21 protein-coding genes are annotated in these 23,017 nt (G+C 66.9%); 13 read left to right on the top strand and 8 right to left on the bottom strand.

All coding sequences use genetic code 11. From position 1 onward, the window contains the following. Positions 1-220: 220 nt before the first annotated feature. The 6 genes from der to VGE49_RS04255 form a co-directional block, all read right to left on the bottom strand. Positions 221-1,846 (bottom strand): ribosome biogenesis GTPase Der, encoded by a 1,626-nt coding sequence (gene der / locus VGE49_RS04280; protein WP_331033342.1) that lies wholly within the window; start codon positions 1,844-1,846, stop codon positions 221-223. Positions 1,847-1,878: 32 nt separating this feature from the next. Next, a complete protein-coding gene (locus tag VGE49_RS04275; protein WP_331033341.1) occupies positions 1,879-3,300 on the bottom strand; it encodes a PQQ-binding-like beta-propeller repeat protein in 1,422 nt (473 codons plus the stop codon). 23 nt (positions 3,301-3,323) lie between these two features. After that, positions 3,324-4,046, bottom strand: coding sequence for a tetratricopeptide repeat protein (locus tag VGE49_RS04270; protein WP_331033340.1), 723 nt, complete (start codon positions 4,044-4,046; stop codon positions 3,324-3,326). Positions 4,047-4,248: 202 nt separating this feature from the next. Then, a complete protein-coding gene (locus VGE49_RS04265; RefSeq protein ID WP_331033339.1) occupies positions 4,249-4,674 on the bottom strand; it encodes a hypothetical protein in 426 nt (141 codons plus the stop codon). Continuing rightward, the gene (locus VGE49_RS04260) at positions 4,664-5,221 is read right to left on the bottom strand and encodes an RNA polymerase sigma factor (RefSeq protein ID WP_331033338.1); all 558 of its coding nucleotides are present in this window, start codon (positions 5,219-5,221) and stop codon (positions 4,664-4,666) included. The genes VGE49_RS04265 and VGE49_RS04260 overlap by 11 nt, the downstream gene beginning before the upstream one ends. Positions 5,222-5,246: 25 nt before the next feature. Beyond that, on the bottom strand, positions 5,247-5,723 hold the full coding sequence (locus tag VGE49_RS04255) for a DUF6249 domain-containing protein (protein WP_331033337.1): 477 nt from the start codon (positions 5,721-5,723) through the stop codon (positions 5,247-5,249). Positions 5,724-5,859: 136 nt separating this feature from the next. On the opposite strand from VGE49_RS04255, the gene VGE49_RS04250 reads away from it, so the two are divergent. Next, entirely contained in the window at positions 5,860-6,354 is a 495-nt protein-coding gene (locus VGE49_RS04250; RefSeq protein ID WP_331033336.1) for a hypothetical protein, read from the top strand. Between the two features lie 10 nt (positions 6,355-6,364). After that, entirely contained in the window at positions 6,365-6,604 is a 240-nt protein-coding gene (locus tag VGE49_RS04245; protein WP_331033335.1) for a DUF2188 domain-containing protein, read from the top strand. Positions 6,605-6,618: 14 nt separating this feature from the next. Here the strand turns inward: VGE49_RS04245 and VGE49_RS04240 are convergent, their stop codons facing one another. Further along, positions 6,619-6,969: an ArsC family reductase gene (locus VGE49_RS04240; RefSeq protein WP_331033334.1), complete on the bottom strand. Its 351-nt coding sequence runs from the start codon at positions 6,967-6,969 to the stop codon at positions 6,619-6,621. A gap of 529 nt (positions 6,970-7,498) precedes the next feature. On the opposite strand from VGE49_RS04240, the gene VGE49_RS04235 reads away from it, so the two are divergent. Continuing rightward, positions 7,499-8,146: a glutathione S-transferase family protein gene (locus VGE49_RS04235; RefSeq protein ID WP_331033333.1), complete on the top strand. Its 648-nt coding sequence runs from the start codon at positions 7,499-7,501 to the stop codon at positions 8,144-8,146. Here VGE49_RS04235 and VGE49_RS04230 read toward each other — a convergent pair. After that, on the bottom strand, positions 8,143-9,462 hold the full coding sequence (locus VGE49_RS04230; protein WP_331033332.1) for an Hsp70 family protein: 1,320 nt from the start codon (positions 9,460-9,462) through the stop codon (positions 8,143-8,145). The genes VGE49_RS04235 and VGE49_RS04230 overlap by 4 nt on opposite strands. A gap of 102 nt (positions 9,463-9,564) precedes the next feature. Between VGE49_RS04230 and VGE49_RS04225 the strand changes: the two genes are divergently transcribed. The 10 genes from VGE49_RS04225 to VGE49_RS04180 all read left to right on the top strand — a co-directional run. Further along, entirely contained in the window at positions 9,565-10,740 is a 1,176-nt protein-coding gene (locus tag VGE49_RS04225) for a DNA cytosine methyltransferase (protein WP_331033331.1), read from the top strand. Between the two features lie 32 nt (positions 10,741-10,772). Further along, positions 10,773-14,414: a hydantoinase B/oxoprolinase family protein gene (locus VGE49_RS04220; protein ID WP_331033330.1), complete on the top strand. Its 3,642-nt coding sequence runs from the start codon at positions 10,773-10,775 to the stop codon at positions 14,412-14,414. A gap of 41 nt (positions 14,415-14,455) precedes the next feature. Further along, positions 14,456-15,190: a DUF969 domain-containing protein gene (locus tag VGE49_RS04215; protein WP_331033329.1), complete on the top strand. Its 735-nt coding sequence runs from the start codon at positions 14,456-14,458 to the stop codon at positions 15,188-15,190. After that, on the top strand, positions 15,187-16,152 hold the full coding sequence (locus VGE49_RS04210; RefSeq protein WP_331033328.1) for a DUF979 domain-containing protein: 966 nt from the start codon (positions 15,187-15,189) through the stop codon (positions 16,150-16,152). The genes VGE49_RS04215 and VGE49_RS04210 overlap by 4 nt, the downstream gene beginning before the upstream one ends. 1 nt (position 16,153) lies before the next feature. Further along, positions 16,154-17,188, top strand: a complete 1,035-nt coding sequence (locus tag VGE49_RS04205; protein WP_331033327.1) for a DUF2891 domain-containing protein — start codon at positions 16,154-16,156, stop codon at positions 17,186-17,188. 284 nt (positions 17,189-17,472) lie between these two features. Next, positions 17,473-18,507, top strand: coding sequence for a UDP-glucuronic acid decarboxylase family protein (locus VGE49_RS04200; protein WP_331033326.1), 1,035 nt, complete (start codon positions 17,473-17,475; stop codon positions 18,505-18,507). An 87-nt stretch (positions 18,508-18,594) separates the two neighbouring features. Next, positions 18,595-20,034 (top strand): glycosyltransferase family 2 protein, encoded by a 1,440-nt coding sequence (locus VGE49_RS04195; protein ID WP_331033325.1) that lies wholly within the window; start codon positions 18,595-18,597, stop codon positions 20,032-20,034. Between the two features lie 13 nt (positions 20,035-20,047). Continuing rightward, complete coding sequence (locus VGE49_RS04190; RefSeq protein WP_331033324.1) at positions 20,048-21,184, top strand: NAD-dependent epimerase/dehydratase family protein; 1,137 nt, start codon at positions 20,048-20,050, stop codon at positions 21,182-21,184. A gap of 94 nt (positions 21,185-21,278) precedes the next feature. Then, positions 21,279-22,004 carry a cellulose biosynthesis protein BcsS gene (gene bcsS / locus VGE49_RS04185; protein ID WP_331033323.1) on the top strand — a complete coding sequence of 242 codons (726 nt, stop codon included), beginning with the start codon at positions 21,279-21,281 and terminating at the stop codon, positions 22,002-22,004. 199 nt (positions 22,005-22,203) lie between these two features. Continuing rightward, the coding region (locus tag VGE49_RS04180; protein ID WP_331033322.1) for an endo-1,4-beta-xylanase at positions 22,204-23,017 on the top strand (814 nt) is incomplete at its 3' end.

Raw genomic sequence — 23,017 nt, 5'->3', positions numbered from 1 at the left:
CGGCGCGACCGTCGCCGGCCTGGGCCAGACGCACCAGATCGGCTTGATCCAGCGTGGTGTAATCGTTGGGTTTTCGCAGGCTCATGACACGCTCCATCCGCAGGCTTGGACGCCCGATGGAGCCTGAAGGTTGCCGAAAAGACCCCGGTCAAGAAGAAGGGCGAGCCGTCGTCGCCGACCGCCCGCCCCTCGACCTTTTCAGGCTGCTGTTTCCAGCCCCCTACTTCTTCGGCGCGTGCTTCTGGCCCGTGCGGATGCGGCCCGAGCGCGAGACCTGACGGGCGCCGCCGCGCGCGCCCTTCTGCACCGCCACGCTCTGTCCGGCCTTCTTGCTGGCGCCGGCCTTGAGCCCGCCCAGGGCCTTCACCTTGGGCTTGATGCCCGACTTCTTCTGCTCCAGCGCCTTGCCGGGCAGGTTCGACAGGGCCTCGGCGGCCTTCTCGGCCTTCAGCACCTTGCGCGGCGCGGTCTTGGCCGTGCCCTTGTAGCGTTCGGGACCGGACTTGGCGCCGCCCTCGGCATAGGGGTTGGCCGAGCCGGACTTGACCGTCAGGCGGATCGGCGTGCCGGGCAGGTCGAAGCTCTCGCGCAGGCTGTTCACCAGATAGCGTTTGTAGTGCTCGGGCATGTCCGAGGCGCGGCTGGCCATCAGCACGAAGGTCGGCGGACGGGCCTTGGTCTGGGCCATGTACTTCGGCTTCACGCGCTTGCCGTCGACGGCGGGCGGCGGGTGCCTCTGGGTGGCCATGGACAGCCAGGTGTTCAGGTCCTTGGTCTTGACCTTCACCGACCAGGTTTCATAGGCCTTGATGATGGCCGGCATCAGCCGCTCGACGCCGCGTCCGCTGTGCGACGACAGGGCGACGAAGGGCGAGCCCTTCAACTGCGGCAGCTTGTCCTCGGCCAGGCGTTTCAGCTCGGCCATCTTGGACTGGGGTTCTTCTTCCAGGTCCCACTTGGAGGCGACATAGACCAGGGCGCGGCCTTCACGCTCGACCAGGTCGGCCAGTTGGAGGTCCTGGGTGTCGAAGGCGTCGTCCTTGTCCATCACCAGCACGACCACCTCGGCGAAGGTGATGGCGCGGATGGTGTCGGCGACCGACAGCTTTTCCAGCTTCTCCTGGACGCGAGCCTTGCGGCGCATCCCGGCGGTGTCGACGAAGCGGATCGCCCGGCCTTCGTATTCCCAGTCGACCGAGATGGAGTCGCGGGTGATGCCGGCCTCGGGTCCGGTCAGCAAGCGGTCTTCGCCCAGCATCCGGTTGATCAGGGTCGACTTGCCCGCGTTGGGGCGGCCGATGATGGCGATGCGGATCGGCTTGTCGGGCTCGTCGATCTCTTCGATGAAGATGTCGGCGGAAGCGGCCAGCAGGGCCTGATACAGGTCGGCCATGCCTTCGCCGTGCTCGGCCGAAATGGCGACCGGCTCGCCGAAGCCCAAGGCGTGAGCCTCGCCGACGCCGCCGCCGCTTTCGCGGCTTTCCGACTTGTTGGCCAGCAGGATGATCGGCTTGTGCACCTTGCGCAGACGGTCGGCGAAGATGCGGTCCAGCGACGTCACGCCCTCGCGGGCGTCCATCATGAACATGACCACTTCGGCGTCCTCGATGGCGGCCTCGGTCTGTTCGCGCATACGCGCTTCCAGGCTTTCGTCGGTGACGTCCTCGTAGCCGGCCGTGTCGATCAGCGTCAGGTCCATGTCGCCGATATTACCGTCGGCATAGCGACGGTCGCGGGTCACGCCCGGGCGATCATCGACCAGCGCCAAACGCTTGCCGACGAGTCGGTTGAACAGTGTCGACTTGCCCACGTTGGGCCGGCCGACGATGGCGACTTTTAGAGCCATGTCGGCTTTCTAACTCAAATTCAGGAAAAAGATCAGCGGATGCTGACCAGTTGGCCCTTGTCGGTGAGGACATAGAGGGCGCCGTTGTAGGCGGCGGGGGCGATATAGGCCGCCGCGCCCAGCTTCAGGCTGGATTGCTGCTGGCCGGTTTTCGGATCAAAGGCCACGACCTCGCCGTCCGAGTTCACCAGCACCAGGCGGTTGGAGGCCAGGATCGGACCCGACCAGACGGGACGAACCGTCTTGCGGCCGAAGCCCAGGATTCCGCCTTCCCTGCGGACGCGGCCTTCGTTCAGGTCGCGGGTCCAGTAGACTTGGCCGCTGTCCCGGTTGACCACGGTCAGTTCGCCCGACTTGGACACCACATAGACCACGTCGCCCACCGGCAGGGGCGCGTTGACGCCGGCGACAGGCAGCGACCACTTCGGCTGGCCCGAGCGGATATCCATCGCCTCCAGGACGCCGGACTGGCTGATGGCGTAGACGAAGCCGCGGCTGACGACGGGGCGTCCGGCGATGTCGCGGATCTCGGACAGGGCGCTGGTGCGGCTGGTGCGCGACAGGACCTGTTGCCACACCGGCTGGCCGTTCGAGGCCCGCAGCGCCACCAGTTCGCCCGAGGAGAAGGGCGCAAGGACCGTATCACCGCTGACCGCCGGGCTGGAAGCGCGCATGATGCGAGCCGGCTCGGAGATGCCGCGATAGGACCAGTCCTGCTGGCCGTTGTTGACGTTGAAGGCCACCAGTTGGTTGTCGACGTCGATAACGAAGACGCGTTGGCCGGCGACCGTCGGCGCGCCGTGGATCGGCACTTCGACGCTGGAGCGCCAGACCTGGGCGCCAGTGGCCGCGTCAAACGCCGTGACGCTGCGATAGCCCGAGGACACGAAGACCTTGCCGCCGCTGACGGCCACGCCGCCGCCGAAGCCGCCACCAGTCGAACCGCCGCCGATGCCGATGCCCAGGATCCGGCTGCCGCGGTCGCGCTCGTCGACCTTGACGCTGGCCTTCCACAGGACAGCGCCCGTGCCGGCGTCCACCGCCGTCACGCCGGCTTCGCCGTCCAGGACGAAGATCTTGCCGTCATCCGCAACCACCGGCGCCATGACCTGACGCGTGCGGCTGGAACCGACGCCAATGTCGCGCTTCCAGGCGATGGAGAAGTCCTGGGCGGCGATCACGTGCTCGACGGAGTTTTCGGCGTTGCCGCCGGGCTGGGTCCAGGCCGTCGCCGCCTGGGGGCCCGGCAGGAAGAAGTCACGGCCCGACAGGGCGGCGGACGGCGCCAGCTGCTGTTCAAACTCCAGGATCGAAATGCGTTGGCCTTCGGTCGCCTTGGCGACGTCTTCCTTTTGTCCGCCCAGGCCGAAGGGCAAGGCGTTTCGGACCGTGCCGCAGGACGCGACAGTCATGGCCAGACCGCACAACAGGGCGACTTTCAGCGTTCGATTCATGGAGGGCGTCCTGAAAGCGTCGATTACGGGCGAGCCGCGGCGGGGGCCGCCTCGGCTTGGGCGGGGGCCGGCGTTTCGGCCGGAGCGACGACGGCAGGCGCCGCAGCCGGCGACGGCAGGGCGATAGCGGCGCGAACGATGGCGGCCAGACCGGCGGCCGTGCCCGAATCAATCGCCTGCACGCCCGCCTGGGCGCGTTGGCGAATATCGTCCGGCACATCCTGACCCAGTTGCAGTTGCACGAAGGCCTGACGGGCCTCAGCGGTCTTGCCGTGCTGAAGCTGGGCCATGGCCAAGGCTTCCTGAGCAAAGGAGTGCAGCGGGCGCTTGTCGTCCGCCAGCGGCTCCAGACGCTTCTGAATGTCGTCCAGCGAGGCCGTGTCCATCAGCAGGAAGGCGGCCTTGATGGCGGCGGCGTCGGCGATGATCGGATCGCCGGCGGCCTTGGCCGCGTCGTCGAACAGCTTGACCGCGTCCTGGGTCTTGTTCGCCGACACGGCGATTCCGGCCTGCTGCATCAGGGCCAGCGCCTTGTAGGCGCCGTTGCCCGACTTGGCGGCTTCGGCGAAGGCGGCGTCAGCGCCGGACGGGTTGTTGGCCTGCAGGGCCTCCATGCCGCGATCATAGGCGACCGAGGCCTTGTCGGCCTGGTTCGTCACATAGCTCTGCCAGCCCCACCAACCCAGGGCGGCGACCAGGGCGACGGCCAGAAGACCCGCGCCGATCGGCAGCCAGGTGCGAGCCATGCGCTTGTATCGATCGGAGCGAAGCTCCTCCTCGACCTGTTCGAAGACATCAACCACGAAACGTCGCCCCAAAAACCGCTGCCAAGACTGGTCGCTAAACCGGCGCGACCCTAGAGGGTCGTCGTCGCGCCCGCAACGCAGGCGTTTACGCCGCGACCGGAAATTACAGCACTAGGTCGCGACTTCGGCAGGAAAACGGCGCTCAGATCTGCTGGGACAGTTTCACCACGCCCGCCGCCAGCAAGGCGACCAGCACCCCGGCCGTAGCCCAGAACAGCTGCAATCCGCCCATCGAGCCCAGATCCAGCCCGGTCAGGCCGACTCGATCCATCAGCGACTGCATGGCCATGCCGCCATCCAGGCCCGCCATCGTCAGTCCCCGCGCCACAGGCTCGGACCCTGCGGATGCGGACAGCGACGACGAGGCGAAGTTGAAATCGACGCTCAGGACCTCGCGCACGGCGATGACGCCGCCGACCAGTCCTGCGATCGACAGGGCCGCGGTCCTGAACCGCGACGACTTGTTCAGCTTGGCCGCCAGATCAGCCTCGAACAGGGCCGAATCGGCGAAGGCCGGAGCGCGCGCGAACAGGCGCTCGATGGCAGGATCGAATTCATCAACCGACATGGGACGCGCTCCCGTGAGCAGCCGGCCCCGGCTCGAGCCGGGCCCGAAGTTTATCCAGACCACGCTTGACATGAGATTTCACCGTTCCAAGCGGCAAATTAATGGCGGTCGCGATTTCCGGATGCGACAGGCCCGCCCCATGACACAGGGACACGCACAGCCGCTCCGCTTCCGTCAGCCCCTTCAACGCCTCATCCAGATCCATGCGGCCGACGCTGTCCACGTGGGGCGCGACCTCATCGGATTCCAGCTCCGCGACGTAGCGGGCGTCCCTGGACCGCCGCTTCAGATACAGGCGCGCCGCAATGCGCTTGATCCAGGCGCCGAAGGTCCCCTCGCCCCGGAACTCGGCGCATTTCTCGAACGCCAGCAGAAAGGCGTCCTGGGCCACGTCGTCGGCCAGGGCGGGCTGCGCCCCCATCCGACGCAGCAGGCCCCGCACCGCCGGACTGTGGCGACGCACCAGCTCCCCGAACTCGCGCCGCCCGCCCGCCGCCGACAGGGCGGCGAGCTCGACGTCGTGCAGATCGCGTAAAGGCTTGGCCATGACGGTTTCCCCTCCCCGTCGCCCCTCAGCCCTTGTTCTTGTTGAAGATGCTCAGGATGATGAAGGCCAGACCGATCATGCCCGGAACCGCGGCGCTGCCGGCGATGGGATAGAAGGCGTCCATCTCGGCGAAGCTGACCATATAGCCGAAGAGAGCGACGCCCAGGCTGACCGCCAGCAGGATGACGCCGACGCGCAGGTCGCGAGCGGCCGTCGCCGGCGGCTTGATGTTGTCCTTGCTCAGCGAGTCGATGACTTCCGGCGGCAGCGGCTGGCCCCTCTCGATGGCCGAGCGCAGGGTCGCCTGCATATCCTTGCGTCCCTTGCTCTTCAGCCAGGCCGGCACGAGCACGATCGCACCGATCATGATGAAAAACGCGATGGGAATGAATTCTTCCGCCATGGGTTTCGCCCCTTCTTGAATAGTGGAGCCGAGCGTGACGCTGCGGCCTTCTGATAACAAGAGGCGTTGATCGCGCCGATCAGATGCAGGCCGTTGCATGAACTCTTTGTAAGGCGGCGGCGGTCGTCACCACAGCGTGACTCGACACCGGCCCGTGCTCGTTGAACGGTGAAGGCGCGGCGTTGTTCGCGCGTGCAGTGGCCTTGATCCTTCCTCCTGACCCTGAGGTGTCGCCATGCTGCCCCAACTGTCTGCGCTGGGCTGGTTCCATACGCTCGGCAGCCTGCCCGCCGTGCCCATCGGCCTGATCCTGCTGCTCATGCACGGACGGATTGATCCGGCGACGCGGCTGGGCAAGGCCTATCTGGTCTTCATGTTCATCGGCGCCGTCTCGGCCGTCTTCGTCATCAAAACCCCGCCGGGGGCCGCGGTGGCGGCGCTCAGCCTGATCTCGCTGACGGTCGGGGCCACGGTCGGCTTCATCAAGCCTCTGGCGCGCTATCGATGGTCGATCGAGACCATCGCGCTCAGCGTCTCCTATTTCACCCTGCTGCTGCCCAGCGTCACCGAGACCCTGACCCGGCTGCCGCCGGGCGATCCGGTCGCCGCGGGCGTCGAGGACCCGCTGGTGGTCGGTTTCCAGCTGACCCTGCTGGTGCTGCTGATTCTCGGCGTGACCCTGCAGCTTCTATCCCGCCGTCGCCGCCTGTCGTCGACGGCTCTTGCCTGAAGGAAACCGCGTGACCCGCATCATCTATCGCATCGTCCCCCACGACGGCGGCTGGGCCTACAAGCTGGGCGACAGCTTCTCCGAGACCTTCGCCACCCACGCCGCCGCGCGCGCCGCCGCCGTCGCCGTTTCGCGCGAACAGCAGGTGCCGGACCGCACCTCGTGGATCGAGTTCGAGGACGCCTCGGGCCAGTGGATCACCGAGCGCGCGGACGGCCACGACCGCCCGGAAACCGAGGTCGAGGATTAGGCGGCGCCCGGAACTTAAGCGAACGCCTCGGCGTAGCGTTCGGGCTTGAAGCCGACCAGGGTCCGCCCGTCGCCCAGGTCCAGCACCGGCCGCTTGATCATCGACGGCTGGGCCAGCATCAGGGCGATGGCCTTGTCGGCGTTCAGGTCGGCCTTGTCCGCGTCCGGCAGCTTGCGGAAGGTGGTCCCGGCGCGGTTCAGCACCGTCTCCCAACCATGCTCGGCCACCCAGCGTTCCAGATCCGCCTTATTCGCCCCCGCGACCTTGTAGTCATGAAAGGCGTAGTCGACGCCCTTCTCATCCAGCCAGACACGCGCCTTCTTCATCGTGTCGCAGGCCTTGATGCCGTACAGGGTGATGGTCATGAGGCGCTCCCTCGCTTTGCTGAGGGCCGCGATCTGGCATCGCGAGGCGGAGGGGTCAAATTCCGCTGTCTGGCTTGAAGCGAATATCGGCTTCCGACCCGTTGCGGACCTTTTCGCGCCAGTTAGCCACCTAGCGACTTTAGGAACGGACAGCGTGTGACGCCGACTTGGCGGTCGACATCATAGTCACGGATCTCCCGCTTAACGGAGCCGCCTGTGAAGTAGGTGCATTGAAGGCGAAGCTGGCGGTAATCAACGCCATCGTCACCGCCCCCGAGGAGAGCAGTAATCCGGGGGCTGCTCGGCTCCCTCCAACGCTCCGCGATCAGTATGCCCGTGTCCGTTAACATCATGCCCCCGCAAACCAGGGCCGCTAAAGCTATGGCCGATATCGCGACGTCTCTCTTGCGCATGGTGCTGATGCCCGATCAGAGATTAAGTCACCCTAGCGCAGTAACGTCTCCTAATCACCCTTAGCTGACGCATGGAATATCTTCAGCCATCCAGCAAGGCTCCGAAGGACACGCCCATGAAGCTCTACGCCCACCCCTTCTCGTCCTACTGTCAGAAGGCGCTGATCGCGCTGTATGAGAACGACACGCCGTTCGAGTTCCGGTTGCTGGAGGGCGAAGCCGCCTTCGCCGAGCTGGCGGCGCTGTGGCCGGTGCGAAAGTTCCCGGTCTTGCAGGACGGCGACCGCACGGTCGTCGAGGCCTCGGCCATTATCGAGCATCTGGCCGTGCATCATCCCGGCCCGGTGCAGTTGATCCCCGCCGATCCGGCCGCCGCCGTCGAGGTGCGGATGATGGACCGGGTGTTCGACCACTATGTCTCGAGCCCGCAACAGAAGCTGGTGGCCGACGCCCTGCGGCCTGAGGGCGACCGTGATCCCTACGGCGTGGCCGAGGCGAAGCGGATGCTGGACACGTCCTACGCCTGGCTGGACGAGCGGCTGGCGGAGCGGGAATGGGCCACGGATCACGGCTTCAGCCTGGCCGACTGCGCCGCCGCGCCCGCGCTGTTTTACGCCGACTGGTCGCACCCGATCGACGATCGGTTCGCGACGCTGAAATCCTATCGCGCCCGGCTGCTAGCCCGGCCGTCAATGGCGCGGGCGGTGGACGAGGCCCGGCCCTATCGCGCCTACTTCCCGCTCGGTGCACCGGACCGGGATTAAGCGGCCTTCTGGCTCCACAGGTCCTGATCGGCCTCGCGCCCGATTAGGGCCAGACCCGAGGCGATGGATTCGAACTCGCCGCCGGTCTCGATGCGCTCGGCACCGAAGCGGCGGATGAAGATGTCGCGCACCGCCGGCACGAAGGAGGTGCCGCCGGTCAGGAAGACGCGGTCGATCTGGGTCCCGTCCAGACCCGACTGAGCCATGGCCTCGTCGACCGCCGCCTCCATCGCCTGCAGCTCAGGCGCGATCCAGCCCTCGAAGTCCGTGCGCTTGACCGGCTTTTCGATCCGCACCGATCCGGCGAGGAAGGAGAAGACCGCCTCCTCGTCCCGCGACAGGGCCTCTTTCAGGCCGGACACGGCGCGATAGAGGGCGTAGCCGTGGTTGTCGTCCAGCACCTCGATCAGGCGCTCGATCTTCTCGGGCTCCAGCGCCGTCGAGGCCAGGCCGCGAATGTCGCGCATGTCCTTGGACGCCCGCAGCAGGGCCAGTTGGTCCCAGCGGGCGAAGGCGCTGTAGTAACGCTGGGGAATCGGCAGACGGTTGTCGAAGGCCCGGTACAGGCTGCCCTTGCCCAGTTCCGGCGAGACCAACTGGTCGATGATCCGGTAGTCGAAGGCGTCGCCCGCCACGCCCACGCCGGAGCGCGCCAGCGGCGTGGACTTCAGCGCGCCGTCGGCCCGCTCGAACCGCACGATGGAGAAGTCGCTGGTGCCGCCGCCGAAGTCGGCGACCAGGACATTGGCGTCCTGCTTCAACTCGCGCGCAAAGAAGAAGGCCGCGCCGACGGGTTCGTAGGCGTAGCGGATATCGGTGAAGCCGAGGCGCGCAAACGCCGCCTCATACCGCTCCAGCGCCAGGGCCTCGTCGGGATTGCCCCCGGCGAAGGTCACGGGCCGCCCGACGATGATGCGCGGCGGCAGATCGTCCATCGCTCCGTCCGCGTGGTGCTTCAGCCGCAGCAGGAAGGCCGACAAAAGGTCCTCGAAGCGATAGCGCCGGTTGTCGATCCGCGTCTCGGTGAAGGCGGCGCTGGCGGCGAAGGTCTTGAACGACTGGATGAAGCGGGTGTCCAGCGGGTCCTCGACATAGGCGTCGATGGCCCAGGGGCCGGCCTCGATGACGCGCTCGGGCGAGCCGCCGTCGCGCGCCTCGTGCAACTGGAAGCTCAGCGCCGAGCGGAAGGCGAACAGGTCCTTCTCCTCCACCTGGAACCGCACCAGGGTCGCCGAGCCGTCGCCGTGGGTCAGCGACACCACCGTATTGGTCGTGCCGAAGTCGATGCCGATGGTGGCGGGCGTCGCGGACGTCATGGGGAGAACCTGCGGGGAGAGGGGCCGGGGTTCCTAGACCCCTGCCCGCGCGCGTCAAGGGCAAGCGTGGAAATGAAGGCCCGCCTGGGTCACAGTGCCGGGATGCGCGATTCGTCCCCCCCGGCCCCCAGCTTCTATGAGTTCTTCGCAGGCGGCGGCATGGTTCGCGCCGGTCTGGGCGCTGACTGGACCTGCCTGTTCGCCAATGATTTCGACGCCAAGAAGGGCTTCTCCTATCAGGCCAACTGGGGCACCGGCGGCGAACTGACGGTGGGCGACATTCGCGCGCTGGAGGCGGCGCAACTGCCGGGGACCGCCGACATGATGTGGGGCTCCTTCCCCTGTCAGGACCTGTCGTTGGCAGGCGCTGGCGCGGGGCTGAAGGGCGAGCGGTCCGGCACCTTCTACGCCTTCTGGGATCTGATCACCGGCCTGATCAAGGATGGCCGCGCGCCGCGCATGGTGGCGGTCGAGAACGTCTGCGGTGCCCTGACCTCGCACGGCGGCAAGGATTTCGAGGCCATCTGCCGGACCTTCGCCGAGGCCGGCTATCGCTATGGCGCCCTGGTCATCAACGCCGACCTGTTCGTGCCCCAGTCGCGCCCGCGCCTGTTCGTCATCGGTGTACGCGCCGACGTGGATGTCGCGCCCGAACTGCTGTCGCCCGAACCGATCGAGCCCTTCCACACCCGCGCCCTGCGCCGCGCGGTCGGCGCCCTGCCCGAGGATGTGCGCGACAGCCTGCTGTGGTGGAACGTGCCGACGCCCGAGCGGCGCATCGCTGTCTTCGCCGACATCATCGAGGACCGCCCGACCAGCGTCGCCTGGCATACCCAGCAAGAGACGAAGAAGCTGCTCGACATGATGTCGCCGGTCCATCTGGCCAAGGTCGCCGCCGCCAAGCGCGCGGGCCGTCGCATGGTCGGCGGCGTCTATCGCCGCACCCGCGTCGATGAGACCGGCGCCAAGGTCCAGCGCGCCGAGGTCCGCTTTGACGACGTGGCGGGCTGTCTGCGCACCCCGGCGGGCGGCTCCAGCCGTCAGGTCATTCTGGTGGTCGAGGGCCGTCGCATTCGTTCGCGCCTGATCTCGGCCCGCGAGACGGCGCGGCTGATGGGGTTGAAGGACAGCTATATCCTGCCCCGGCAATACAGCGACGCCTATCACCTGACCGGCGACGGAGTCGCGGCGCCGGTCGTCCGGCATCTGGCGGAACATGTGTTCGAGCCGCTCGCTCTCGGCGCGGCCGCCGCCCTCGACGACGTTCAGGCTGCCTGAACCGCAGCCCTCAATCGACAGGACGGACGAGCATGACGGCGTGGCGTTTCTGGATCGATCGCGGCGGCACCTTCACCGACATCGTCGCCCGCGCCCCGGACGGCGCTCTACAGACCGGCAAGCTGCTGTCGGTCAATCCCGAGCAATACGCCGACGCCGCCGTCGAGGGCATCCGCCGCATCCTGAAGGCCGAACCCGGACCACTGGCGGCGGGTCTGGTGGACGAAGTCCGCATGGGCACCACGGTGGCGACCAACGCCCTGCTGGAACGCAAGGGCGAGCCGACCCTGCTGGCCGTCACGGCGGGCTTCGGCGACGCGCTGAGGATCGGCTGGCAGGCCCGGCCCGAACTGTTCGTGCGCCACATCGTGCTGAACGATCAGCTCTATGATCGCGTGGTCGAGATCGACGAGCGCGTGACCGCCGACGGCGCGCTGGATCGCCCGCTGGACGAGGCCAGAGCGCGGGCCGACTTCGCCGCAGCCTATGCCGCCGGACTGCGCGCCGTCGCCATCGTCCTGGTCCACGGCTGGCGCTTCACCGCCCATGAGACGCGGCTGGCCCAGATCGCCCACGAGGTCGGCTTCGAACAGGTTTCGGTCAGTCATGAGGTCGGCGCCCTGATCAAGCTGATCGGGCGCGGCGACACCACCGTGGCCGACGCCTATCTGTCGCCCATCCTGCGCGCCTACGTCGATCAGGTCGGGGCCGATCTGGGCGCCGAGTCGCCGCTGCGGTTCATGCAGTCGTCCGGCGGTCTGACGGCGGCCGACGCCTTCCGGGGCAAGGACGCCATCCTGTCGGGACCGGCGGGCGGCGTGGTCGCCATGGCCGAGACGGCCAGGGCCGCCGGCTTCGACCGCGTCATCGGCTTCGACATGGGCGGCACCTCGACCGACGTGTCCCACTTCGCCGGGGACTATGAGCGGACCTCCGACGCCGTGGTCGCGGGCGTGAGGCTGCGTGCGCCCATGCTGAGCATCCACACCGTCGCGGCGGGCGGCGGCTCCATCTGCCGCTTCGACGGCGGGCGGCTGCGGGTCGGGCCGGAGTCCGCCGGGGCCGTGCCGGGACCGGCCGCCTATCGGCGCGGCGGGCCGCTGACGGTGACGGACTGCAACGTCATGCTGGGCAAGCTGAGCCCAGACTTCTTCCCCGCCGTCTTCGGCCCCCACGCCGATCAGCCGCTGGACGCCGGGGCCGTGCGGGCCAAGTTCGAAGCCATGGCGACCGAGGTCGCCGCCGCCACAGGCCGGGCCACGACGCCCGGCGAACTGGCCGAGGGCTTCGTCACCATCGCCGTGCAGAACATGGCCGAGGCGATCCGCTCCATCTCGATCCAGCGCGGCTATGACGTGACGCGCTATGTGCTCAACTGCTTCGGCGGCGCGGGCGGGCAGCATGCCTGTCTGGTGGCCGACGCCCTGGGCATGACCCAGGTGCTGCTGCATCCCTTTGCCGGCGTGCTGTCGGCCTATGGCATGGGGCTGGCCGAGGTGCGCGCCATCCGCCAGACGACGGTCGCCGCCCCGCTGGACGCCGGTCAGGACGCCGGACTGGCCGAGCGTATCGCCGAACTGGCGCAGACAGCCCGCGCCGATCTGGAGGCGCAGGGCTTCGCCGCCGAGGCCGTCTCGACCCTTGCCCGCGCCGAGATCAAGTTCGCCGGATCGGACACGCCTCTGACCGTGCCCTTCGGTCCCGCAGCCGCCATGGCCCAAGCGTTCGAAGCCCTGCACCGCCGTCGCTTCGGCTTCTTCGCCGAGGGCAAGGCCCTGGTCGTCGAGACGCTGGAGGTCGAGGCCGTCGGACGTTCGGATCAGTCCCCCGCCGCCCCGCTCGCGGCCGGCGCCGCCGAACTGACCGCCGTCGCGCAACTGACCGTCCGCATGGCCGGCGAGGATCGCGCTGCGCCCGTCTATCGCCGCGACGCCCTGACGCCCGGCGTCGCCGTGGACGGCCCGGCCATCCTGCTGGAAGACACCGGCACCACCGTGGTCGAGCCGGGTTGGCGCGCCTCGGTCGATGCGACGGCCGACCTGCTGCTGCAACGGGTGGTGCCCCTGCCCGCCCGCACGGCCATCGGCACCGATGTCGATCCGATCATGCTGGAGGTGTTCAACAGCCGCTTCATGGCCTGCGCCGAGCAGATGGGCGAGGCCCTGCGCGCCACCGCCTATTCGGTGAACATCAAGGAGCGGCTGGACTTCTCCTGCGCCGTCTTCGACGCGGACGGCGCCCTGATCGCCAACGCCCCGCACATTCCGGTCCACCTGGGTTCGATGGGCGAGAGCATCCGCACCGTCATCGCCTCGCGCGGCGGCGGACCTGGCGGGCGCGGCCAAGATCGCGGCATGAGGCCGGGCGACGTCTATATGCTGAACGCGCCATACAACGGCGGCACCCACCTGCCCGACATCACCGTCATCATGCCGGTGTTTCTGGACAGCGATGACGCCCCCGCCTTCTTCATCGCGGCGCGCGGACATCATGCCGACGTGGGCGGGATCACGCCCGGCTCCATGCCCGCGAACTCGCGCAGCGTGGACGACGAAGGCGTGCTGATCGACGACTTCCTGCTGGTGGACGCCGGGACGCTCCGCGAGGCCGAGACCCGCGCCCTGTTCGCCTCCGGCCCCTGGCCGTCGCGCAACGTCGACCAGAACCTGGCCGACCTGAAGGCGCAGGTCGCCGCCTGCACCCGCGGCGCCGATGAACTTCTGCGCATGACTGGGGAGTTCGGGCGCGAGGTGGTGGCCGCCTACATGGGCCACGTCCAGGACAACGCCGAAGAGGCCGTCCGTCGCGCCATCGCCGCCCTGAAACCCGGCGCCTTCGCCTATGAAATGGACGACGGCGCCGTCATCCGCGTCCGCATCGACGTGGATGTCGCCAATCGCAGCGCGGTCGTGGACTTCACCGGGACCAGCGACCAGCTGCCGACCAATTTCAACGCCCCCCTGTCCATCGCGCGGGCCGCGACTCTCTATGTCTTCCGCACCCTGGTGGACGACGCCATTCCCCTGAACGAAGGCTGCCTGAAGCCCATCGAGCTGATCGTGCCGGAAGGCTCGATGCTAAACCCGCGCTATCCGGCGGCGGTCGTGGCGGGCAATGTCGAGACCAGTCAGGCCGTGGTCGATGCGCTGTATGGCGCGCTGGGCATCCTGGCCTCCAGCCAGGGGACGATGAACAACTTCACCTTCGGCGACGCGACGCGGCAGTATTACGAGACCATAGCCGGCGGTTCAGGCGCCGGGCTTGACTCACAAGGTCGGGGTTTCGACGGGACCAGCGCGGTCCAGACCCATATGACCAACAGCCGCCTGACTGACCCTGAGGTGTTGGAAACCCGCTTCCCCGTCCTGCTGGAGGAATTCTCCATCCGGCGCGGCTCGGGCGGTGCGGGACGCTGGCGCGGCGGCGACGGGGCCGTGCGGCGCGTGCGCTTCCTCGAGCCCATGACCGCCGCCATCCTGTCCAACCACCGCCGCGTGCCGCCGTTCGGCGTCGCTGGCGGCGAGCCGGGCGCGGTCGGGGCCAACCGAGTCGAGCGGACGGACGGAAGCGTCGAGGCTCTAGGGGCCACCGCCGAGGTCGCCATGTCGCCCGGCGACGTCTTCGTCATCGAGACGCCCGGCGGCGGCGGCTTCGGCGCGAAAGACGCTTCCTGAGCCGACCGAACCGCGCAACCCTTCGTCGGGGAGGACGAACCATGCTGGTGCTTTTTGGGATATTGATCGTGGTCGCGGGCTTTGTCGCCCGGATCAATCCGCTGGTCGTCATTCTGGTCGCGGCCATCGCCACCGGGGTGCTGGCGGCGGTGGGACCGGGCGTCGACGCGCAAGGCCTGCTGACCGCCGGGATCGACACGATCGCACGCTTTGGTCAGGCCTTTAACGACAACCGCTACTTCCACATCACCTGGCTGGTCCTGCCGGTCATCGGCCTGCTGGAGCGGGCGGGTCTGCAGGAACGCGCGCGCGATCTCGTGACCAAGGTCAAGGCGGCGACGGCGGGGCGGCTGATGCTGATCTATCTACTGGTGCGTCAGGCGACCTCGGCGCTGGGCCTGACCTCGCTGGGCGGTCATCCGCAGATGGTGCGCCCCCTGATCGCCCCCATGGCCGAGGGGGCGGCCGAGATCCAGCACGGCCCCCTGACCGACAAGGCCCGTTTCCGAATTCGCGGCATGGCGGCGGGCACCGACAACATCGGGCTGTTCTTCGGCGAGGACATCTTCATCGCCATCGGCTCGATCGTCCTGATCGTCGGCTTCCTGGAACAGGCGGGCATCCGCGTCGAGGCCCTGCACGTGTCGCTGTGGGCCATCCCCACCGCCGTCGTCGCCTTCCTGGTCCACGGCGCGCGGCTGCTGATGTTCGACCGTCAGGTGAAGAAGGACATGGCCGCGCCGGATGTCGCCGAAGACTCGGAGGGCGGCCGATGATCACTCTGGAGCACGCCTATATCGCGACGGGGTTGATGTTCGCGGCCTTCTCCATTCTCAGCCTGCGTGATCCGCTGAATCCGACACGGTTCCGCAGCGCCCTGTTCTGGGGCCTGATCGCTGTCTCTCTGCTGTTCGGCAGTTGGCTGGGCGGGTTCGGCAACGGCCTGCTGGTCATCGCCCTGGTCGTCATCGGCGCGACCGGCAAGCTGGGCGTCGGCAAGCCCGCCACCACCTCGCCCGAGCAGCGTCAGGCCAGCGCCGCCCGCTGGAAGAACGCCCTGTTCGTGCCCGCCCTGATGGTGCCTCTGGTCGCCGTCAGCGGCACCCTGCTGGCCAAGCATACGCCCGCCGGAGCCTGGCTGATCTCGCCGGTGCAGACCACGCTGATCTCGCTAGGCTTGGGCTGCGTCGTCGCCCTGGTCGCGGCCATGATCTGGTTCCGCCCGCCGGTCATGGCCCCGGTCCAGGAGGGGCGCCGCCTGATGGACTCCATCGGCTGGGCCGCCCTGTTGCCGCAGATGCTGGCCTCGCTGGGCGCGGTCTTCCTGGCCGCAGACGTGGGTCAGGTGGTGGGCGATCTGATCGCGCGGGTCATCCCCATGACTTCGGCCTTCCTGGCCGTCTTCGCCTACTGCGCGGGCATGGCCCTGTTCACCATCATCATGGGCAACGCCTTCGCCGCCTTCCCCGTCATGACCGCCGCCATCGGCCTGCCCATCGTGGTGCATCAGTTCGGCGGCGATCCGGCCATCGTCTGCGCCATCGGCATGCTGGCCGGTTTCTGCGGGACGCTGATGACGCCCATGGCCGCCAACTTCAATGTCGTGCCGGCCAACCTGCTGGAACTGCCCGACCGCAACGCGCCTTTGAACGGGGTCATCCGCGCCCAGATCCCCACGGCGGCCATCATGCTCCTGGCCAATATGCTGCTGATGTATTTCCTCGCCTTCCGGTTCTGACATGACCCAGATCGACGCCGCCCCCAATGCTGTCCTGGCCTCGCGCTTCGCCGCCACGGCCCTGGGCCATGTGACGCGGGAATACCCCAACCACATCATGCACGTGCTGACGGGGCCGCAGGACGCCCGCACCCCGCGTGACATGCACCCGATCTTCTTCGGCAGCTTCGACTGGCATTCCTGCGTCCACGGCTGGTGGACCCTGTTCACCCTCTATCGCCTGCATCCCGACATGGCCGAGGCGCCCCACATACGCGCCCTGGCCGACGACCTGTTCACGCCAGATAACGTCGCAGGCGAGGCAGCCTATCTGGCCCGCCCCGAAAGCCGCGGGTTCGAACGCCCCTACGGCTGGGCCTGGCTGCTGATGCTGGCCGCCGAACTGGAACGCCACGACACCGCCGAGGGCCGGCGCTGGGCCGCGACCCTGCGCCCGCTGGCCCTGGTCTTCGCCGATCGGTTCAAGGCCTTCCTGTCGCTGGCCGATTATCCGGTGCGAGTCGGCACCCACTACAACACCGCTTTCGCCCTGCGGCTGACGCTGGACTACGCCGAGGCCCATGACGCCGACCTGGCCGCCGCCTGTCGCGACGCCGCAATCCGCTGGCACGCCGGGGACCGCGACTGTCAGGCCTGGGAGCCGTCGCAGGACGAGTTCTTGTCGCCCGCCCTGATGGAGGCGGTGCTGATGCGGCGCGTCCTGCCCGAGACAGAGTTCCGCGCCTGGTTCGACGCCTTCCTGCCGCGCCTTTCCGATGGCCAGCCCGCGACCCTGCTGGCCCCAGCCCGAGTCAGCGACCGCACCGACGGCAAGATCGCCCATCTGGACGGCCTGAACCTGAGCCGCGGCTGGTGCTGGCGTGAGATCATCGTCGGCCTGTCTGCTGACGACCCTCGCCGCACGGTCGGAGAACAGGCGGCGAGGGTTCACCTCGAAGCCGCCCTGCCCCATGTCACCGGCGACTATATGGGCGAGCACTGGCTGGCCAGCTTCGCCTTGCTGGCTCTACTGGCGGCGTCGCCTCCCGCTCGTTGACGCGGGGCGACCCTAGCCGTCGCGCCTCCCCTTCGCCTTCACCATCCCGCTGTCCCGCCCTTGGCTGGACGGTGCGGCCATGTGCGCGCGCTCGTCCCGACGACTGTCGTGGTGAAGCTCCGCCGCATTTCTGTCGAAATGTAAACGGAACCCAAACCTGCACCGTTGGTTAACAGGTTCTTAACGCCCCGCTTACGCTTTTCAAAATTCCCGCTCTGGATGAATGCAGTCGTCGCCTTGGACCAAACAGACTAGAACTACATGATCACTTAGGATCGTAAGAGATGGTTGAAAATCGTCATTTCTACAATCGCCACAATAACTTTGGCGATGCATCCGATGTAACAATCATTGTTGCAGGAGGGGCGGGATTTCTTGGATCCCATCTATGCACTCGACTGATTGAAAACGGACACTCCGTCATCTGCATCGACAACTTCCACACAGGAAGACCGCAGAATGTTGTTCACCTGGAATCATCCGGACGATTTTTCCTTCTCAACCACGACATCAACATCCCGCTTCCGAGCGATCTTCCGCAAGTCGATCAGATATATAATCTCGCCTGCCCGGCATCTCCGGTTCACTATCAGTATGATCGCGTCAAAACGGCGCTGACATGCTCGCTGGGGACGCTGAATCTTCTGAACAAGGCCGCCGCCGACAGAGCGCGTTTCTTCCAGGCCTCAACGTCGGAGATCTACGGCGACCCCGAAGTTCATCCACAGACCGAGAACTACAGGGGCAACGTCAACACAGTCGGACCTCGCTCCTGTTATGACGAGGGCAAGCGTTTCGCCGAAACCCTGGTCACGGATTTCGGCGCCCAGCACGGCCTGACGACCCGGATCGTGCGCATTTTCAACACATACGGCCCCCGCATGCACCCCGACGACGGGCGCGTGGTCTCGAACTTCATCGTTCAGGCCCTGCTGGGTGAGGACATCACCATCTACGGCAGCGGCGAGCAGACCCGCTCCTTCTGCTTCGTCGATGATCTGGTCGAAGGGTTCGTGCGCCTGATGAACGCGGATTCGGGCATCGACGGCCCGATCAACATCGGCAACCCGAATGAGACCACCGTCAACCAACTGGCGGAACAGATTCTGGCCATGGCCGGCTCCAGCTCCAAGATCGTCTATCACCCCCTGCCGGTGGACGACCCGCGGCGGCGCAAGCCCGACATTTCACGCGCCCTGGCGCGGCTGAACTGGTCCCCGCAGGTGCCCCTGCATGACGGGCTCTCCAGAACCATCGCCTATTTCATGGACGAGATGAGAAACAGCGGCCGCAGCCCGACAAGCGCGCTCGCCTCCTGAGATCAGTACGACGCAGCCCCAAAGAGACACTCTCGACACGACTGGAAAGACAGCACTCCAACACGAAAATTCTGGGCGGGCCTTTCGATGCAAATCTACGAAAACAACCTTCCGACGCTTCTCATATGGCTGTTCGCCATATCCCAGCTGCTTTACCTGGGCTGCTTCCTGCTGGAGATGTATTTCCGCTCTCTGCGCGTTCAGAGCGTGGACATGGACGATCCACTGCCCGCCGCGGCGGACATGCCCTTCATCGTCCTGCTCTATCCTGTCCTGCGCGAGCTCGAGCGCACCATGGAGACGACCTTCACCTCCCTGGCCAAGCTCGACTACCCGCGCGACCGCTATCGCGTCGTGGCCATCCCCAACGCTAACGACGCTGAAACCGTCGCCAGCCTGAAACGACTGGCCCGGGCCTATCCCTTCGTGGAGATCCTGGAGGTCCCGCCGACCAGCGACCCGCGTTGGGACGTGGTCTGGAACGCCTGGGACGCCAACCCCAAGGCCTATTGGTGGCACAAGGGCAAGCGCGCCGGGGTCAAGGACCTGCCGCCCAAGAAGACCCGGCAGCTGATCTACGCCCTGTATCAGGTCGCCGAGACGCACCGCGACAAGACCAATCTGACCATCGACTACATCGACGCCGACAGCTGCCCGCCGGCCGACCACTTCAAGGCCGCCGCCATCGGCCTGCAGAAGTATGACGTGCTTCAGGCCCGCAACGTCGCCGGCAACCTGACGGCCAGCCTGGCCGCCGCCTTCCACGCCTTCGACCACATGACGTGGGACGGCGCCAAGTACGGCCACCTGTCGGACCCCAAGCAACCCTTCTGGGTCCTGGGCAAGGGCCTGTTCTTCAAGGTCGACGACCTGATCGCCCTGGGCGGCTTCCATCCCTGGATCACCATCGAGGACCCCGAGGTCGGCGAGCGGTTCTGGAAGAACGGCAAGACCCTGGGCATCATCGACAACTCGCTGATCGAAGAGGTGCCCGAAACCTTCGGCGAAGGCATCACGCAGCGGAAACGCTGGGTCGCCGGCTTCTTCCAGAGCCTGGGCCGGCCCCTCAAGGAGATGGACTTCACCTTCGGCGAACGCGTCCGCGCCTGGACCAACTTCCTGCCGTGCATGTCCTTGTGGGTGAACACCCTGGGCATCCCCCTGGGGATCTGGGCGGCGTGGCGCTTCTTCAACGGCGACGACTTCCTGCCTCTGTGGGTGGTGATCCTGTCGATCTTCAACATCATCGCCTTCACGGTCCTGATCGTCGGCCTCTACATGCGGACCTGGACGCGCACCGGACTGGTGCTGGAGCGCACGATCGACCGCATCGGCTACATGCTGATGGTCAATCCGGTGTTCGTGATGATCTGGTGGTGCATGTGGATCATTCCGCTGACCCTGGGCTTCGTCATGTACCTGAAGGACAGCGGTCAGGTCTGGCAGCGCACCGAGAAGATCGACGCCAACAACACGCTCGTGCGGTCCAAGCTGGACCAGTACGGCGTCCTTCCTCACCACCATTGAGCGGGCGACGTTCATGGACAAGCATATCCTGATCACGGGCGGCGCCGGCTTCATCGGCTCGCATCTGGTCGACGCCATGCTGGCGCGCGGCTATCGCGTGAGCGTGCTCGACAGCCTGTCGCCCCAGGTACACGCCGACGGCGAGATGGACGCCGACGGCTGGCCGACCTACCTCGACCGACGCGCGCGCCGGATCAGGGGCGACCTGCTGGACGAAGGCGTGTTCGAGGCCGCGCTGGAGGGCGTCACCCACCTGGCGCACCTGGCGGCCTCGGTCGGCGTCGGCCAGAGCATGACCAACATCGTCGACTACACGCGCAACAACGTCATGGCCGCCGCGATCATGCTGGAGGTGCTGTCGCAGAAGCCGCACACCGTCGAACGGATCGCCGTGGCCTCGTCCATGTCGATCTATGGCGAGGGCGATTACATCCGCCCCTCGACCAACACCCGCGTCACGGCCGACGTCCGCCCCCACGCCCAACTGGAAGCGCGGCAGTGGGAGGTCATGATCGACGGCGAGGAGTTGGAGCCGGTCCCGACAACGGAAGACAAGCTGCTGCAGCCGAACTCGATCTACGCCGTGAACAAGCGCGACCACGAGGAAATGTTCATCTCCGTCGGACGGGCGCTGCAGATCCCGACGGTCGCGCTGCGCCTGTTCAACGCCTACGGATCGCGTCAGGCGTTGAGCAACCCCTACACCGGGGTCGCCGCCATCTTCATCTCGCGCCTTCTGAACGATCAGCCGCCCCTGGTGTTCGAGGACGGCCGCCAGATGCGCGACTTCGTCCACGTTCAGGATGTGGCTCGCGCCTTCGCCACCGTCCTGGACAGCCAGCAAGAGACCTGGGACGTGTTCAACGTCGGCAGCGGCGTCCCGATCTCGGTCAATGAAATCGCCGCCGTTCTGGCTCGCCTGCTGGGCAAGAACATCGCGCCGGAAGTGCTCAACCGCTACCGGGTCGGCGACATCCGGCATTGCTTCGGAGACATCTCCAGGATCGAACGTGTCTACGGCTTCAAGCCCGATCGCGACATGGACGCCGGCATGGAGGAGTTGATCGCCTGGGTGTCGCGCGCCAAGCCGCCCATCGATCGCAGCGCCGAAAGCTTGGCTGAACTGACGCGGGGGAAATTGGTCGTCTGAAAGTATTAACCAAAATGATCCAGCGTATCCGAAGCGCCTTTCCTCTGCGCCGCCGGCATGGCGACGCGCTCGATGCTTTCGTTAGGGAATGTTCATGACCGACCAACGCCGTCGCCTCGCATCAAAGACGTCAATCGCCGCCGCCCTGGTCGCCCTCGGCGCGATCGGCTGGTCCGGAACCGCCGCGGCGCAAAGCGACGTGACGGTTTTCGCCGGCGGCAAATTGGATGTCGCGGATTCGGCCTATGTCGGGGCCACGATCGGCTTGCCGGGGTCGGTCGACAACAGGGGCTGGGCCGTACGCGGCGCAGTCTATACCGGCGGCTATGAATACCTGAACGGCCCGACGACGATCGACGCCGACTTCACCGGCGGTCAGGCCGAGGTGATCTATCGCTTCGGGTCTGGCCCGACCTGGGGCAGCATCGGCCTGGGCTATCGCTATGTCGATACGGACCTCAGCCCCGGCGATCCGGGCAACCGCCGCGACGGCGGACAGGGCGAGATGATGGTCAGCCTGGACGGCGGCCATGTCGCCGGCCCGTGGCGGACGGACTGGTACGGCTCCTACGGTTTCCGCCTCGACGACTACGACGCCCTGGTCAGCCTGACGCACGCTGTGGGCGCCTCCGGGCGCGTGCGTGTAGGGATGGAGGTCGCCGCCGACGGGGATTCCAACTACAGCGCCTATCACGTGGGCCCGATCATCGGCTTCAAGATCGACGACCGGTCGGAAGTCCAGTTCTCGGCCGGATACAGCGACGGGGATGACCGTGGTTCCGACGGCTATGTCCGCGTCGGGTTCTATCGCGGCTTCTGAGCCTTTTCGCGAGGTCGAACCTGCGGAACGGTCCGGTCTCGCCCCGCTCGCTCAAGCTTAGCTTGATATAGGCTCGACAAAAGGCGACTGCTTTTTCGCCTTAAATCCACCGCTCGCCAATCGTTAACCCGGCGTTATCTCCGGGGGGCTTAACGATCACGCTTACTCTTCTCCGCGACTTGAGAAGGTTAGGCGTAGTATGCTGACGCTTCCGTCACGACGGTCCGTATTGGCCGGCCTTGCGCTGGCGCCGGCGCTCGCCGTCACGCCTCACGGCGCTTGGGCCGTGCCCGAGGGAGAAGGCGCCGCCCCGCCCGCCGCACCGAATACGCCCACGTCCCTGTCCCGCGCCGCCCGCAGCGGCGGACGTTATTACGGCGCCGCCGCCCGCGCCGACCACCTGCGCGCCGACAAGGCGCTGCGCGCCGCCGTGCTGCGCGATTGCGAGGTATTGACGCCCGAGATCCATCTGAAGTGGAACTCGCTGGAGTGGCGCAAGGGTCAGTTCAACTTCGCCCCGGTCGATGACCTGCTGGCGTTTTCCGACGAGAACGGCCTGCGCGTGCGGGGGCACACCCTGCTGTGGGATCAGAGCACGCCCGACTGGGCCAAGCACGAAATGCTGGAGCATCGCGACTGGCGGCTGATGTCCGAGCATTTTTCGCGCGTCCTGGGCCGCTATGCGTCGCGCATCGACGAATGGGACGTGATCAACGAACCCATCGACACCGAGGCGGGCGCCCGGTCCTTGCGCCGCAACACCTTCTTCCGCGCCTTTGGCCCGACCTATATCGAGCGCGCGCTGGAAGAGGCGCGGACCCACGCGCCCCATGCCCACCTGGTCGTCAACGACTACGGTTTCGAATACGGTAATCCGGTCGACAAGGCGCGACGCCAGGCCTTTGTCGCCCTGGCCCGACGCCTGCGTGCGGCGAACGTCCCGCTGGACGGCGTCGGGGTCCAGGCCCACCTCGACCTGTCCAAGGGGCCGATCGACAAGGTCGGTCTGCAGG

This window comes from Brevundimonas sp. (assembly GCF_036405315.1).
GTDB lineage: Bacteria > Pseudomonadota > Alphaproteobacteria > Caulobacterales > Caulobacteraceae > Brevundimonas.
This window is presented reverse-complemented; position numbering and strand designations above follow the sequence as displayed.